The 15,218-nt window shown below is 65.1% G+C and carries 16 protein-coding genes, 2 tRNA genes and 1 pseudogene; 12 read left to right on the forward strand and 7 right to left on the reverse strand.

Annotated features, from left to right (window positions below; all coding sequences use genetic code 11):
• Positions 1–69 precede the first annotated feature (69 nt).
• The 3 genes and pseudogenes from H276_RS25115 to H276_RS25575 form a co-directional block, all read right to left on the reverse strand.
• Complete coding sequence (locus tag H276_RS25115) at positions 70–273, reverse strand: hypothetical protein (RefSeq protein WP_231376577.1); 204 nt, start codon at positions 271–273, stop codon at positions 70–72.
• 259 nt (positions 274–532) lie between these two features.
• Positions 533–913: an MIT C-terminal domain-containing protein gene (locus H276_RS25120; protein ID WP_369758384.1), complete on the reverse strand. Its 381-nt coding sequence runs from the start codon at positions 911–913 to the stop codon at positions 533–535.
• 108 nt (positions 914–1,021) lie between these two features.
• Positions 1,022–1,335: pseudogene (locus tag H276_RS25575) on the reverse strand (BREX system Lon protease-like protein BrxL).
• A 134-nt stretch (positions 1,336–1,469) separates the two neighbouring features.
• Here H276_RS25575 and H276_RS25135 point away from each other — a divergent pair.
• Positions 1,470–1,754: a hypothetical protein gene (locus tag H276_RS25135; RefSeq protein ID WP_019969577.1), complete on the forward strand. Its 285-nt coding sequence runs from the start codon at positions 1,470–1,472 to the stop codon at positions 1,752–1,754.
• 230 nt (positions 1,755–1,984) lie between these two features.
• Here the strand turns inward: H276_RS25135 and H276_RS0101705 are convergent, their stop codons facing one another.
• The gene (locus H276_RS0101705; protein WP_026356469.1) at positions 1,985–2,953 is read right to left on the reverse strand and encodes a VWA domain-containing protein; all 969 of its coding nucleotides are present in this window, start codon (positions 2,951–2,953) and stop codon (positions 1,985–1,987) included.
• 109 nt (positions 2,954–3,062) lie between these two features.
• Here H276_RS0101705 and H276_RS0101710 point away from each other — a divergent pair, with 109 nt between their 5' ends.
• Positions 3,063–4,061 carry a VWA domain-containing protein gene (locus tag H276_RS0101710; RefSeq protein WP_019969579.1) on the forward strand — a complete coding sequence of 333 codons (999 nt, stop codon included), beginning with the start codon at positions 3,063–3,065 and terminating at the stop codon, positions 4,059–4,061.
• Between the two features lie 3 nt (positions 4,062–4,064).
• Positions 4,065–4,823: a lytic transglycosylase domain-containing protein gene (locus tag H276_RS0101715; RefSeq protein ID WP_019969580.1), complete on the forward strand. Its 759-nt coding sequence runs from the start codon at positions 4,065–4,067 to the stop codon at positions 4,821–4,823.
• A 12-nt stretch (positions 4,824–4,835) separates the two neighbouring features.
• On the opposite strand, the gene H276_RS0101720 is transcribed toward H276_RS0101715, so the two are convergent.
• Entirely contained in the window at positions 4,836–5,999 is a 1,164-nt protein-coding gene (locus tag H276_RS0101720; protein WP_369758388.1) for an MFS transporter, read from the reverse strand.
• 140 nt (positions 6,000–6,139) lie between these two features.
• On the opposite strand from H276_RS0101720, the gene H276_RS0101725 reads away from it, so the two are divergent.
• The 6 genes from H276_RS0101725 to H276_RS0101750 all read left to right on the forward strand — a co-directional run bounded on the left by H276_RS0101725 (position 6,140) and on the right by H276_RS0101750 (position 10,455).
• Positions 6,140–7,315 carry a S9 family peptidase gene (locus H276_RS0101725; protein WP_019969582.1) on the forward strand — a complete coding sequence of 392 codons (1,176 nt, stop codon included), beginning with the start codon at positions 6,140–6,142 and terminating at the stop codon, positions 7,313–7,315.
• Between the two features lie 37 nt (positions 7,316–7,352).
• Complete coding sequence (locus tag H276_RS0101730) at positions 7,353–8,129, forward strand: fumarylacetoacetate hydrolase family protein (RefSeq protein ID WP_019969583.1); 777 nt, start codon at positions 7,353–7,355, stop codon at positions 8,127–8,129.
• A gap of 8 nt (positions 8,130–8,137) precedes the next feature.
• Positions 8,138–9,604, forward strand: coding sequence for a glutamate--tRNA ligase (gene gltX / locus H276_RS0101735; RefSeq protein WP_026356471.1), 1,467 nt, complete (start codon positions 8,138–8,140; stop codon positions 9,602–9,604).
• 114 nt (positions 9,605–9,718) lie between these two features.
• Positions 9,719–9,793 (forward strand) — tRNA-Gln (locus H276_RS0101740).
• Between the two features lie 58 nt (positions 9,794–9,851).
• A tRNA-Glu gene (locus H276_RS0101745) sits at positions 9,852–9,924 on the forward strand.
• A gap of 291 nt (positions 9,925–10,215) precedes the next feature.
• The gene (locus tag H276_RS0101750; protein ID WP_019969585.1) at positions 10,216–10,455 is read left to right on the forward strand and encodes a hypothetical protein; all 240 of its coding nucleotides are present in this window, start codon (positions 10,216–10,218) and stop codon (positions 10,453–10,455) included.
• A 43-nt stretch (positions 10,456–10,498) separates the two neighbouring features.
• On the opposite strand, the gene H276_RS0101755 is transcribed toward H276_RS0101750, so the two are convergent.
• Entirely contained in the window at positions 10,499–11,200 is a 702-nt protein-coding gene (locus H276_RS0101755) for an IclR family transcriptional regulator (protein ID WP_026356472.1), read from the reverse strand.
• Positions 11,201–11,297: 97 nt separating this feature from the next.
• On the opposite strand from H276_RS0101755, the gene leuC reads away from it, so the two are divergent.
• The 3 genes from leuC (at position 11,298) to H276_RS0101770 (ending at position 14,177) form a co-directional block, all read left to right on the forward strand.
• Positions 11,298–12,740, forward strand: coding sequence for a 3-isopropylmalate dehydratase large subunit (leuC, locus tag H276_RS0101760; protein ID WP_026356473.1), 1,443 nt, complete (start codon positions 11,298–11,300; stop codon positions 12,738–12,740).
• A gap of 11 nt (positions 12,741–12,751) precedes the next feature.
• Entirely contained in the window at positions 12,752–13,345 is a 594-nt protein-coding gene (gene leuD / locus H276_RS0101765; RefSeq protein ID WP_019969588.1) for a 3-isopropylmalate dehydratase small subunit, read from the forward strand.
• Between the two features lie 202 nt (positions 13,346–13,547).
• The gene (locus H276_RS0101770; RefSeq protein WP_019969589.1) at positions 13,548–14,177 is read left to right on the forward strand and encodes an HU family DNA-binding protein; all 630 of its coding nucleotides are present in this window, start codon (positions 13,548–13,550) and stop codon (positions 14,175–14,177) included.
• Positions 14,178–14,239: 62 nt separating this feature from the next.
• On the opposite strand, the gene H276_RS0101775 is transcribed toward H276_RS0101770, so the two are convergent.
• Positions 14,240–15,172: an NUDIX hydrolase gene (locus tag H276_RS0101775; RefSeq protein ID WP_019969590.1), complete on the reverse strand. Its 933-nt coding sequence runs from the start codon at positions 15,170–15,172 to the stop codon at positions 14,240–14,242.
• Positions 15,173–15,218: the final 46 nt, after the last annotated feature.

A 15,218-nucleotide genomic window follows, 5' to 3' on the forward strand; every position in this document is an offset into this window, starting at 1 on the left:
CCGCAGAGTTGCCCGCACACCCTGACGCACCGGAAGACATAGCCGGGGCTGGCTCAGACCTCGGTGTCACTACCAGGTCAGGAGAGTGAAGCCGACGTTGCGGGACACATCATCGTTGGGCGGCTGGATGTTTGCGTCATCTTGTGCTTCTCGTGGCGCATCATCCGGCGACGTGTCGGCACCACCGGGGACGAGTCGCAAGTGACCACGCACGCGTTCGGTGCGTCGGCCGCTGGCCCGATCAATGTCACTTTCGACACCATTGTGTGGCATGCCAATCTCCTTCGAATGCGTCTGTAGGTCACCTTCTCGCGTTTGGCGGGGGATGCCATGAGTAGCGGACTACTCAATTACGCGTGGGGTCTGCCGAGGATGGTCGCGTGACACGCCCTAACTGCACTGCTCGCCGGCGCCCGACGGGGCACCACGGTCTGAGCCAACTGAGCATCCGTTCGGCAAGGCTCGGTGAGGTCTTGTCATAGTAGAGCGTGCCGCCGTTGAATTCATCTGCCGAGCAGGCGAGCGGGCGCAATTACCTTCTCCAGCGTATGGCCCGCAAACGCGTTGACACCGACGGTGTGCGGCGCTGAAAAGTGTCCAGACCGCGTCCGAGGTTGATCCGCCATCCCGAGTTGGCAAAGATCCACCGGTCGTGGATTTTGGGATCCCACTTTACGTCCAGGTTTATGCCGGCGACAATGGCTCCTTGCTTCACTCGCACCAACAACTCCATCTGCTTTCGGAGTCTGTCGGGGCCGTCTGTGGTCTCACCGGTTACGAGTGTGACGTTGAGTTCATCAGCGGGATCTTTGACCGTTGCGAGGGCTTCGATCAATTCCATCAGATTCCGCGCCTGGTGAAATTGCCGGATGTAGCCGGCTCTATCGAGGTAGCCGAACTTCACGTCCGCCATCGTGGTGTCGATGCGCAGGATCTGGTCTTTGACGCGCTTGCGGCCCTCGATGGCGAAGCGCAGGATTTCCTCCTTGGTGGTTTCCCCGTGCGGGGTACCTGATTTTCATCAGGCCAGAGATGGTCTTGTGGATGCCGTCGCGGTCACGCGTGGAGATGTCCGAGCCGGGCGCGGTGGAAAGCGCCGATCCGAGTAGTCCGCGGCACGCATGGATTTCAGGATCTCGGCGATGTAATCCACGACGAATCCGTAGCCGGCGGAGAACATCTCACCGCGGATGGTGTCGACCTCCCACCCGGGTTGTAGAAGTGTAGGCGGTCGAGGTAGGCGGAATCGTGGTAGCTCTCGGGCAGTTCGTCGAACAGGTCCGAATGCTTGAGCATGTAGGGCACGTTGTGAGAGGTGTTGCCGACGAAGACCATCGAGGCCTCGGCCCCAGGGCACCGGCGAGTCGCACATCTTCTCGGAGTTCTCTGTGCGCCCCACGATGTAGCTCTCAAAATCGAAGTTGGACAGCTGAATCGGTTTGATCGACCCGAGAATCCACGGAACTACCTTGGCGTTGTCGCTGTGGAAGTACTCGATGTCGCAGATGCACCACACCCCGCCGCCGAGGAGCTTCGGGGTGCGCGGTGATGGTGGCGGGCTCGACCACGGCCTGTTTGATCCCGAGGCTGGCGAAGGTGGCCGCAATCACTATCAGCTGCTCGAGCGCGGACTGAGCAACCGCAAGACCAAGCGTCCAGCGAACCCGCGGTTGTCGATGCTCGTCGCACTGAGTGAGGTGCTCGGAGTCTCGGTGCCGAAGTTGATCGACGCCATCTTCGCCGATTCGAACTAGGCAGACGCGTGCGTAACGCCACGGCGGGAAAACGGGTCTGACACCGCCGCAGCGTTACGCACACGAGCTCGATCGGAAAGCGTTCGACGGTCGCCGGCGACACTGTCGCTCGCCAGGGCGGCCACGCCAGACGTGTGGTACCGCCGGCGATATCACCTTTCGAGCAGAGGTGTCGACGACCGCGCAGGTGCCAAAGTGACAGGTGTGACTCGCGGCAAAAGGCGCAATCGCTACACCGGTAGCCGCCGGTTGATCAGCAGGGCGCTCACCGCAGCCGCCAAAGCAGTCAATGCACCTGCCCGTAGCCACCACCCGCGATCGGGACCAGTGATCGTTTGATAGCCGATCTGCTGCTGGATGGTCTGATAACTGTGGGTCAATTCATCGACGGTCGTGGCGTTGTAGGACTGTCCGCCGGACAGATCGGCGATGTGCTTGAGCATGTTGTCGTCGACGGGCACCGGAATGTGCTCGTCTTTGAGTTGGACTACTCCGTCTTTGGTGCCGAAGGCGATGGTGGACACCGGTACCCCTTGGTCTTTCGCGGCACGCGCGGCGGTGTAGGCGCCACGCGGATTGTCCGGATTCGCCGGTTTATTGGCCGCACCATCGGATTCCAGCACGATGCGCGCTGGCGGGGCGTCGGTGCTATCGGAGCTGAGCACTTCGGCTACCGATGAAATCGATTGCAGTGCAGTGAATATCGCTTCCCCGGTGGCTGTGGAGTCCTCAAGGCTGAGGTGGTCGAGCGCTGCTACGGTGGCCTTGTGATCCGGTGTGGGCGACACCAGCAGCGCGGCATTTCCGGCAAACGCGACAAGGCCCAGATTCACTCCGGGCGTGAGTTGGTCGGCGAACTGCTTGGCGGCTGTCTGAGCCGCGGCCAGGCGTGTCGGTGCAACATCGGTTGCTCCCATCGATCGCGACTCGTCGATGACCAGCATGATTACCGCGCGGTTGCGGGGTATGCGGATTTCGCGCGTGGGCCCCGCGAGCGCAACGATGAGCAATACCGTGGAGCAAAGTGCCAGCACCAGAGGCACGTGTCGGGTCCACCGTCGCGGCACGGTGGCACCGGTGAACCGGTGGAACCGTCGCTGCCGGCGAAACTGGATGACGACGTAGAGCACCAGCAGTGCGATCGGCACCAGCAGCACGGCAAGTGCGCCGGGTATGGCAAATGTCGTCATGGTTACCATCCATTCTGCGCGGTAGACCCGTATCGAGTCACCGGGGGCACTGCCACCTCAGTTATATACTCAAGCAAACGTTTGATCGTGGTGGTGGCATCGGAAGGTCGGAATCCTCATGCTGAATGAGCTGAGCCTCTCCGGGTTCGCCCACCCGTGGTATTTCCTGTGCTTCCTGGCAGTCGTGGTGATCGTCGTCGCGTATCTGTGTGTGCAACGGGCGCGGCGTAAGCGGGTGCTGCGGTTTGCGAATATGGCGGTGCTGGAGCAGGTGGCCCCCGCGCAGTCAGCGAGCAGGTGGCGGCACGTACCTGCCGCACTTCTGGTCGCGGCGCTGGCTCTGATGACCACGGCCATGGCCGGCCCCACCGACGATGTCCGCGTCCCGCGCAACCGCGCGGTGATCATGCTGGTCATCGATGTTTCAGAATCGATGGCCGCCACCGATGTGGCGCCGAGTCGGATCGAAGCGGCCCGGACCGCGGCGACGCACTTCGCCGACCAATTGACACCCGGCATCAATCTCGGCCTGGTCAAGTTCTCGTCGAGCGCGGTGATGCTGGTGGCTCCGACCGCGGACCACGATGTCGTCAAGCGCGCGATCAGCACGCTGCAACCTGAGCCGCGCACTGCCACCGGCGAGGGCATCTTCACGGCGCTGCAGGCCATTGCGACCGCCGGAGCGGTGATGGGCGGCGGCGACGGCCCGCCGCCGGCACGGATCGTGCTGGAGTCCGACGGTAAGGAAACGGTGCCTACCGATCCGGACGAACCGCGGGGTGCGTTCTCCGCAGCCCGCGCGGCCAAGGCCCAGAACGTGCCGATCTCGACCATTTCGTTCGGGACTCGGTACGGCACAGTCAATCTCGACGGCCAGGATATTTCGGTTCCGGTCGATGACTCGACTCTGCAGAAGATCGTCGAGATCACCGGCGGGCAGGCGTATCACGCGGGCAGTCTCGATGAGCTCGATTCTGTCTACTCGGCGTTGGAGCAGCAGGTGGGCTACCAGACCGTGCGCGGGGATGCCAGCGCGAGCTGGATCGGCCTGGCGCTGGTGGCCCTGGTTGCCGCGGTTGCCGCGGGCATCCTGGTCAACCGACGACTACCGTTGTGAGACATGGTGTTGACGCGTCGGATTCCTGGCATCCGGGATGCTCTGCGTCGGCGTTGGCTGCAACCCGCGGCGGTCCTCGCCGCCACTGTCATCGTGCTGGCTTCGAGCTGCAGCGGCCACTTCGGTTCACCGATTCCCGAAGGGATTCCACCGCCGCTTGGTGATCCGGTGCCCGACATCGATATTTCGGCCCGGGGCCGCCCCGCCGACCAACTTACGGCGTGGGCCACCCCTCGCGCCGCCGCGCTGGGATTACCCGTTGCCGCGTTGGAGGCGTACGCGTATGCGGCCAAGGTGGCACAGGTGGTCAATCCGCGTTGCCACATCGGCTGGACCACGCTGGCCGGGATCGGCACGGTGGAAAGCCGTAACGGCACCTACCGGGGAGCCAGGATCACGCCGAACGGCGACGTGGTTCCGCCGATCCGCGGGGTGAAACTCGATGGCACCAACGGCAATCTGCGGATCGTCGAAGACGCCGGTACCGAAGACCCCGAATACGCGCAAGCGATGGGGCCGATGCAGTTCATCCCGGAGACGTGGCGGCTCTACGGTGTCGACGCACACAACGACGGTGTGGTCAATGTGGACAACATCGACGATGCTGCCCTGGCCGCTGCGGGCTATCTGTGTTATCGCGGACGCGATTTGGCCAAACCGATCGGCTGGATGGACGCGATACTGGCGTACAACAATTCGGGGCTTTACCTGCGCACGGTCCGTGACTGGGCGACGGCCTATGCGGCCGGGCATGCGCTCTGAAGCCAAACCCGGTCAGTCCGAAGCGGCTTGGCGGAGTGGTTCGGCCATGACCGGCACCAACGGCACGGCCAGCGCGGGCAACACTGCGCACACTGCGAACGCCGCCGGGTAGCCGGCCAGGCCGATCAGCCCGCCGAAGATCGGCGAGGTGAGTCCGGAAGCCAGGAGCTGACTGGTGTTCTGGGTCCCCAGAGCGCGCCCACTCCAGAACGGCCCGGCGATCTCGGCGATACCGGTGAACGCCAAACCGTTGTCGGACACTGTGATCACCGAGGCAATCACCATCAGGGCGACGCTGATCGGTGAGCCGAACCAGTCGGTCAGTGCGAGCAGGGCCATGGTGATCGAGGCTGCCACCGCGATTGTGCGAATCGGGCGCAACCGGTCGCCGACGATGTCGGACCAGCGGCCCGCGGCGACGCGGCCGCCGGCACCCAGCAGCTGTGCCAGCGTGACCATGGCCCCGGCCGATGCGGGCGACCATCCGCGGTCGGCGATCAACCAGGTCAGCGCGAACGTCCACAACACCGCTTGCGGCACCACCAGCAGCACCGACGTGGCATGGATGCGCCACAGCAGCGTCGAACCCCGGTACGGGTTGGCCAGGTGTTCGGCCGGGGCTTCGGCCCGCGGCGGGCGCGGCGGGTCGATGACACCGACCGCGCTGACCACGGCGGCCACCGCGCAGACGATCGCGGGAAACAGCAGGGCCGGCCCGACGCCGTGCGCCTGGGCCAGCCGCGGAATCACCAACGCGCCCAAGCCGACTCCCAGCGGAGTCGCGGTCTGTCGGATGCCCATCACCAGGCCGCGCTGCTCGGGTGGGAACCAGCCGACCACCAACCGGCCGCTGGCCGAATTGCTGCTGGCGGCGGCCATGCCGCCGAGAAACAACAGAACCCCGGTGGCCACAAGCGAATCCACCGACGCGGCGCCGAATGCGGCCGCCGCGGTCAATGCCGACCCCAGGGCCAGTACCAGCCGCTCGCCGAACCGGTCCACCACATAACCCCAGGCGATGAGCGTGGTCACCATGCCGAAACTCGGCATCGCCGACAGCAGGCCGGCGTGGGCCAGGTCGAGGTGTCGTTCGGTGTGCAGGGTGGGTATGAGGAAGGCGGCACCGTTGATGAACACGTTGGCGAACGTCGTCGAAGACAGGGCGATCACCAACATGGACCAGCGGCGCGCGGTTCCGAGCGTTGTGCGTGCCACCTGGCCATAGTCGCACCACGATCCCAAAATATCGAACTGACATCTCAAAATATGAGAATTCTTGCCAAAGACCATAGTCTGTCACCGTGACACTACGGTTGATGGCGGGTGCTGCGGCCCTGGTCTGCGCCCTGTTCTCGGGGTCGGCTCCGGTCGCCATGGCAGCAGAGGCACCCGATTGGTCGGGCCTGGACGCCCGCGGCTACGCCGGCCCGATCCCAGCTCCGGGCTCGCTCATCGCGACAGTGCCGCTCGATCCAGCACTCTCGGTGACAGGCGCGGCGCGCGCTTATCGGATTCTGTATTCGACGGTGAACCAACGTGATTCGCCGGCAGTCAGTACCGCGGCCGTGTTCGTTCCGCACGGAGACGCACCGCCTGGAGGCTGGCCGACGGTCGTCTGGGCGCACGGCACCGTCGGCCTCGGCGACGACTGCACACCGTCGGCACACCCCCGTAGCGACCGGGACAACGAATATCTGACCCACTGGCTTGACCAGGGGTACGCCGTGGTGGGTTCGGACTACGCGGGTCTCGGCACGCCGGGGCTGATGAGTTACCTCAACAGCGTGGCCACCGCGCACAGCGTCGTCGACTCGGTGATCGCCATGCACCACATGGATCTGCCGCTATCGCCGAAGTGGGCGATCATCGGCCAATCCCAAGGCGGTGCGGCGGCCGTCGACAGCGCCCGGTGGGCAACCGAATTCAGCCAGGGGAGCGGGCTGGACTATCGCGGTGTGGTAGCCACCGGCACTCCGGCCAATGTCGAGAGCATCGTCAAGCAGGCCGGTCCCGACATGGCCCTGCCGCCGAATCTGGGACCTGCGGCCAACAGCTATGCCGCCTACATCCTCGCCGGACTCCGGGATGCGCGGCCGGACCTCGACGTGAACAGTGTGCTGACCCCGGCCGGGCTGGATGCGGTGGCGAAGGGCGAGACACTGTGTAAGCCCGACCTGGACCGAGCGCTGGCGGGGATGACCCCGACCGGATTCTTCCGTGCTCCGCTGGCGACCCTGCCTGGTATGTCCGATGCGCTCGACATCTACATGGGAACCCCGCCAAATGGCTATGACCGCCCGATCTTCCTCGGTGTGGGCCTGTTGGACCGTGATGTGCCGCCGAAGCTCTCGATCGACTTCGACCAGCAGCTCGTCGATCACGGACAAGACGTCACCCTCAAGATCTATCCCGACGGGGATCACTCGGGCACGGTGCTGGCGTCGATGCGTGATTCCACTCCATTCGTGCGGGCGCTGTTCGACGGGAGCTGATGGCAGTCGACCAGCGAGCCGTTACTACGCTGGCAGCATGCGTCTAGGTCGAATCGCCAGCCCCGACGGGGTTGCCTTTGTAAGCATCGAGGGCGAAGGGGCAGACGCGGTCTGCAAAGAGATCGCCGAACATCCGTTCGGTACGCCGAATTTCACGGGGCGTAGCTGGCCGTTGGCCGATGTGCGGCTGCTGGCTCCGATCCTGGCCAGCAAGGTGATCTGCATGGGCAAGAACTACGCGGCACATGCCGCGGAGATGGGCGGGGCGGCGCCCGAGGATCCGGTGATCTTCCTCAAGCCCAACACCGCGATCATCGGGCCCAATGTGCCGATTCAGCTGCCCGCCGATGCCTTCCCCGTACATCACGAGGGCGAACTCGCCGTCGTCATCGGCCGGCCGTGCAAAGACGTGCCCGCCTCGCGCGCCGCGGAGAACATCCTCGGCTACACGATCGCCAACGACGTGTCGGCCCGCGATCAACAGAAGAAGGACGGGCAGTGGATGCGGGCCAAGGGGCACGACACGTTCTGCCCGGTGGGGCCGTGGATCGACACCTCGATCGACCCTTCAGATCTGGAAATACGTACCGACGTGAATGGCGAACTGCGTCAACGCAGCCGAACCTCGTTGATGATCCATGACATCGGCGCGATCGTGGAGTGGGTCTCAGCGGTGATGACGCTGCTGCCCGGCGATCTCATTCTTACCGGAACACCCGAGGGCGTCGGCCCGATCGAGGACGGCGACACCGTCAGCATTACTGTCGAGGGCCTCGGTACGCTCACCAATCCCGTTGTGCGCAAAAAGAAGTAAGGATGTCGATGACTTCTCCCTCTGGTCCGGTCCGGGTCCGGTTCTGTCCGTCGCCGACGGGAATCCCGCACGTCGGCCTGGTCCGTACGGCCCTGTTCAACTGGGCCTACGCGCGACACACCGGCGGCACGTTCGTGTTCCGCATCGAGGACACCGACGCCGCGCGCGACAGTCAGGAAAGCTATGACGCGATCCTCGACGCGCTGGGGTGGCTCGGGTTGGACTGGGACGAGGGGCCGGTGGTCGGTGGCCCGTACGAACCGTACCGGCAATCGCAGCGCAGCGAGATCTACCGCGACGTGATCGCGCGGCTGTTGGCGGCCGGCGAGGTGTATGAGGCCTACTCGACGCCCGAGGAGGTAGAGGCGCGACACGTCGCCGCCGGGCGAAACCCCAAACTGGGCTACGACAACTACGACCGCGACCTCACCGATGACCAGCGCGCCACGTTCGCCGCCGAAGGACGCAAGCCGGTGCTGCGACTGCGGATGCCAGACGAAGACTTGTCCTGGAACGATCTGGTCCGTGGCCAGACGACGTTCCCGGCCGGTTCCGTGCCGGATTTCGCCATCACCCGGGCCAGCGGAGATCCGTTGTATACCTTGGTCAATCCGGTCGACGACGCGTTGATGAAGATCACCCATGTGCTGCGCGGGGAAGACATCATGCCGTCCACGCCGCGTCAGATCGCGCTGTACCGCGCCCTGATGCGCATCGGCGTCGCCGAGTGGGTCCCCGATTTCGCGCATCTGCCAAGCGTTCTCGGCGACGGTAACAAGAAGCTGTCCAAGCGGGACCCGCAGTCGAACCTGTTTCTGCACCGCGACCGCGGGTTCATCCCCGAGGGACTGCTGAACTACCTGGCACTGCTGGGGTGGGGCATCGCCGACGATCACGACGTGTTCAGCCTCGGCGAGATGGTGGCCGCGTTCGACGTCGCCAACGTCAACTCCAACCCGGCCCGGTTCGACCAGAAGAAGGCCGACGCCATCAACGCCGAGCACATCCGGCTGTTGAGCCCGGAGGAATTCACCGCGCGGCTACGGGAGTACTTCGTCACCCACGGCCACGACACGAGCCTGGACGACGCGTCGTTCGCCGAAGCTGCGGCACTGGTCCAAACCCGCATCGTCGTGCTCGGGGACGCGTGGGGGCTCTTGAAGTTCTTCAACGACGCCGACTACGAGCTCGACGAGAAGTCTGCGGCCAAGGAGCTCAAGCCCGAGGCCACCGCGGTGCTCGCTGCCGCACTGAGTGCCTTGGAAAGCTTGGAAGAGTGGACGACGGCCGCGATCGGGGATGCATTGAAGGCCGCGTTGGTGGACGGACTGGAGCTCAAACCGCGTAAGGCCTTCGGTCCGATCCGGGTCGCGGTGACCGGAGCGTCGGTCAGCCCGCCGCTGTTCGAGTCCATGGAACTGCTCGGCCGGGAGCGGAGTTTGGCCCGCTTACGGGCCGTGGCGGACCGCGTGTGAAAAGTGGGTCAGAATCTTTGGTAGTCTGCTCGTCGGCCCGATAAGCAAGGCGGGGAGCCCCCGCCGAGCGGTTCGAGCCGAGAATGCCCGTGACCTGCGGTGATGGGCAGCCAATGGGGTATGGTGTAATTGGCAACACAGCTGATTCTGGTTCAGCCATTCTAGGTTCGAGTCCTGGTACCCCAGCCAATGCGTCGATTAGGTCAGCGTGATCAGCTGAGCTATGCTGACCATCGCCGAAGTTCTAGCCCCCGTCGTCTAGCGGCCTAGGACGCCGCCCTCTCACGGCGGTAGCGTGGGTTCGAATCCCATCGGGGGTACACACACGAAAGGCACTCAGTCCGTACGGGCTGAGTGCCTTTCTCTTTGCGAGAAGGGGCGCGTAGTCGCTTGCGCGTCATTGAGTAGTTCGCGCCGCGGCAGGCCGAACTTCAGGTAGCGATGCACGCGCCTCGCGGAAGGTGCGCCGACCTAGATTGGCATCCGAACGCCAAACCCGTCACGGGGACAACCGCTCCGGCGACCGGCACGACTGTGGCACGCGGCGGGGTTACCGGTGGCGCCGTACGAGTCCGACCGAAAAGCACTACTCGGACAGGAGGAGTCATCGGATGAAGGCAACGTTGAAGTATTTCGGGGCGCTCACCGTCACCGCTGTGGGGCTGCTGGTCGGCGCTGGCACCGTCGCCCATGCTGACCAGACGGAATGCGCCCAGGTTCAATTATCGAGTGGCATTGTCATGCAAGGTCATGGCCCGACGCCGGTGGACGCGTTGCTCGACGTGTTGAACAAGGCCAAGCGCTTGGGGATAACCGGGCGGCCCACCGTGCTGCCGTCGTGTACGTGGTAGGGATTCTGCGATCGGGGTCTTCGGGCCGGTCGTTGTGACACTGCTATAGCCGGCGGGTCAACGCGTCCGCGGCGGCGAGAAGGTCGGCCGCCCAGCGCGCTCCGGGGCGGCGGCCCATGCGGTCGATCGGCCCCGACACCGACACCGCGGCGATCACGTTGCCTCGCCCGTCGCGGACGGGGGCCGACACACTCGCCACCCCGGGTTCGCGTTCGGCCGCGCTCTGCGCCCACCCGCGCTTGCGCACCTCGGCGAGCGTGCGGTCGGTGAACATGGCGGTCGGCAGCACCGCCTGCTGTGTCGCCGTGTCGGCGTAGGCCAGCAGTACCTTGGCGCCCGACCCGGCCGTCATCGGAAGCAGCGTGCCGACCGGCACCGTGTCACGCAGTCCCGCCGGTGGCTCCAGGGCCACCACACACACGCGGGAGAGCCCTTCCCTGCGGTACAGCTGCACGCTCTCACCCGTGACCTCACGCAGCCGTGGCAGCACGGTGGCGCCGGCGGCCAGGAGCGGATCGTTGACGTGGGAGGCCAATTCGGTCAGGGCCGGGCCCAAGCGCCAGCGGCCGTCGCCGTCGCGTGCCAGCAGCCGGTGGGTTTCCAGCCCGGCCGCCAGCCGGTGTGCGGTCGCGCGCGGGAGCCCGGTCCGCTCGCACAGTTCGGCTAGCCCACACGGAGACTCGGCCACTGTGTGCAGCACACCCACCGCTTTGTCGAGCACGCCGATGCCGCTATTATTTCTCACAGTGAGATACTAACGTCTCGTATACTGAGATGGTGACTGTAGCTCCCAGCCATTGACTGCAGCCCAGCAGTACCCTGAACCGAATCGAGTAGTAGCGATGGATCAATCGACACCGACGTCTGTAAAGCCGCGCACCATGGCCGAAAAGGTGTGGGCCGACCACGTTGTGGCCTCCCAGGAGGGCGAGCCCGACCTGATCTACATCGACCTGCACCTCGTGCACGAGGTCACCAGCCCGCAGGCGTTCGACGGACTCCGGATGGCCGGGCGGCCGGTGCGGCGGCCCGATCTGACTATCGCCACCGAGGATCACAACGTCCCGACGATCGACATCGACAAGCCGATCGCCGACCCGGTCTCGCGAACCCAGGTCGAGACATTGCGGCGCAACTGCGAGGAATTCGGCATCCGGCTGCACTCGATGGGCGATGCCGAACAGGGCATCGTGCACATCATCGGGCCGCAGCTCGGTCTCACCCAGCCCGGCATGACGGTGGTGTGCGGCGACAGCCACACCTCCACCCACGGCGCGTTCGGCGCGATCGCCATGGGAATCGGCACGTCAGAGGTTGAGCATGTGCTGGCCACGCAGACCTTGCCGCTCAAGCCGTTCAAGACCATGGCGGTCAATGTGGACGGCGTGCTGCCGGCCGGTGTGAGCGCCAAGGACATCATCCTGGCGGTGATCGCCAAGATCGGCACCGGTGGCGGGCAGGGGCATGTCATCGAATACCGGGGCAGCGCCATCGAATCGCTGTCGATGGAAGGCCGGATGACGATCTGCAACATGAGCATCGAGGCCGGGGCGCGGGCCGGAATGGTCGCCCCCGACGAGACGACGTTCGAGTTCCTCAAGGGTCGGCCACACGCCCCGCAGGGCGCCGACTGGGACGCCGCGGTAGTCGCCTGGAGCCAATTGCGCACTGACGAGGGTGCCGAGTTCGACACCGAGATCTACCTGGACGCCGCGACGTTGAGCCCCTTCGTGACCTGGGGCACCAATCCCGGCCAGGGGGTTCCGCTGTCGGCGTCGGTGCCCGATCCTGAGCTGATCGGCGACGACGGTGCGCGTCAGGCTGCGGAAAAGGCATTGGCCTATATGGACCTTCGCCCCGGTACGGCCATGCGGGACATCGCCGTGGACACCGTGTTCGTCGGCTCATGCACCAACGGCCGAATCGAGGACCTGCGGGTGGTGGCCGACGTCCTACGGGACCGCAAGGTCGCCGACGGGGTGCGGATGTTGGTGGTGCCAGGCTCGATGCGAGTCCGTGCCCAAGCCGAATCCGAAGGTCTGGACCGGGTATTCACGGCGGCCGGAGCGGAGTGGCGCCAGGCCGGCTGCTCGATGTGTCTCGGCATGAATCCCGATCAGCTTTCGCCTGGGCAGAGGTGCGCCTCGACGTCCAACCGTAATTTCGAGGGCCGCCAAGGCAAGGGCGGCCGGACCCACCTCGTGTCGCCTGCCGTCGCCGCAGCCACTGCCATCCGTGGCACGTTGGCCTCGCCGGCCGACCTCCCCGCCACAACCGCCCGCTAGAGGAGAAGACGATGGAAGCCTTTCACACCCACACCGGCATCGGCGTCCCGCTGCGGCGGTCCAATGTCGACACCGACCAGATCATTCCGGCGGTCTACCTGAAGCGGGTAACACGAACGGGTTTCGAGGACGGGCTGTTCGCCGCTTGGCGCACCGATCCGTCATTCATCTTGAACCTAGCGCCATTCGATAAAGGCTCGGTATTGGTCGCCGGGCCCGATTTCGGCACCGGCTCGTCGCGCGAGCATGCCGTCTGGGCGCTTATGGACTACGGCTTCCGGGTGGTCATCTCATCCCGCTTCGCCGATATTTTTCGGGGGAATGCGGGTAAGGCCGGGTTACTGGCTGCCGAGGTCGCCCAGGACGATGTGGAGCTGCTCTGGAAACTCATCGAGCAGAATCCGGGCTTGGAAATTACTGTGAATCTTCAAGATCGCAACGTCACTGCGGGAACGGTAGTGGTGCCGTTCAGGATTGACGATTACACCGCCTGGCGACTGCTCGAGGGGCTTGACGATATCGGCCTCACGCTGCGGAAACTCTCCTCGATCGAGGCCTATGAGCAGGGCAGACCGGCCTGGAAGCCCCGTACTCTGCAGGCCTGATCGCGGGCCTCGGGAGGCGAATTCGCCGCCCATCAAACCGGTTCTGTACCCTCCGGACAGGAGTTCAAGGGCGGCAAGCGGATTGCCGGAATGTTCGCTAGCTACCCCCGAAATTGCGCGTGGCTCTTGGAAATCAACGGTCACAGGGTTTACCGTGTCCACTAGTCGGTTCAAAGTGGACCACTGGTTTCGGAGGTTTTGGATGAACAAAGCGGAGCTCATCGACGTACTCACAACCAAACTGGGCACCGATCGTCGGCAGGCTACCGCCGCGGTGGAGAACGTTGTCGACACCATTGTGCGCGCGGTGCACAAGGGCGAGAGCGTGACGATCACCGGCTTCGGCGTTTTTGAGCAGCGCCGCCGCGCTGCCCGGGTCGCGCGCAATCCGCGCACCGGCGAAACGGTGAAGGTCAAGCCCACCTCGGTGCCGGCGTTCCGCCCCGGAGCGCAGTTCAAGGCGGTTGTCTCTGGCGCGCAGCGTCTTCCGGCGGAAGGCCCCGCGGTCAAGCGTGGTGTGACCGCAGGACCAGCCAAGCGCACGGCAGCCAAGAAGGCTCCCGCCAAGCGGGCCGCGGTCGCCAAGAAGGCCCCGGCCAAGGCTGCCGCGACCAAGGCTCCGGCCAAGAAGGCTGCGACCAAGGCTCCGGCCAAGAAGGCTGCGACCAAGGCTCCGGCCAAGAAGGCTGCGACCAAGGCTCCGGCCAAGAAGGCTGCCGCCAAGGCTCCCGCTAAGAAGGCTGCCGCCAAGGCTCCGGCCAAGAAGGCTGCCGCCAAGGCTCCCGCCAAGAAGGCCGCGACCAAGGCTCCCGCCAGGAGGGGCCGCAGGTAGATTTCCAGTCAGGCACGCCGTGAGTCGCTAACGCGCTCACGGCGTGCCTTTTTGTGAGAGCGTTACTTCTTCGTGGGCAGCGGACTGCCCATGTGGTCGGCAGCCACCAGTCGGCCATCGACCAATGACAGCACCCAGGTGCTGCCCTTGCGATTGCCCGTCGTCTCGGGGCGCACGCTGTCGCGTTCGCACCACCAGGCGATCAGATCGGGAATTACCTTGCCCTGTGTGCAGATAACCGGGGTGCCGGCTCGTGCGGCGATCTCGACGACTCGGTTCCGCGTCGCCTTTTGATCACGCGCGTAGGCTTCCTCGGTCAGCGTGGGCTCGTTGTGGATGTCCACGCCGAGTTCCTGCGCGAGCGGCTCGATTGTCTGGTGACATCGCACTCGGTCGGCGGCGTGGAGCGTGCTGGCGCCGAATGACAACAGCTGGCCCACCAGTGACTCGGCCTGGGCCCGGCCGTGCTTGTCCAACGGCCGCCGCCGGTCGTCACCCTTATAGCGAGACCGACGACCGGCCGTGGCGTGCCGAACGATGAGCACTGTCTTGGTTTCCGGTGGGTATTTACCAAAGCGCCGCAACACTTTTCGGTCATACGGATACTGCAGCTGCTCCATTGCGGCATGGACGGGAAGCCAGATCAGCTTGTCCACTTCGGCGTTGGGAGCGAAGTCTCCACCGGTAGCCTGGGCCGCCCAGTACCAGACTCGTTTCGTGCCCGGGGGGATGGCGTAGGACACCGATCCAAGCCTGCGGCCGAGCCGCGCGGTGTAGCCGGTCTCCTCGTAGACTTCACGCACCGCGGTCACCGGTTCGGTTTCGCCGGGGTCGACCTTGCCCTTGGGTAGCGACCAGTCGTCGTACCGGGGCCGGTGGATGACGGCGATCTCGACGGAGGCCGGATCGCTTGCGACATCGCTGCTGCGACGCCACAGCACCGCGCCGGCGGCGGGCACAACCTTCTCGCCGGTGGCCGTGTTGTTGTTCGACACCTCAACTCCTGCAGGTCATTCTCCGGTACCGCCGCTGGCTCGTACC

The organism is Mycobacterium sp. 141 (genome assembly GCF_000382405.1).
Lineage (GTDB): Bacteria > Actinomycetota > Actinomycetes > Mycobacteriales > Mycobacteriaceae > Mycobacterium.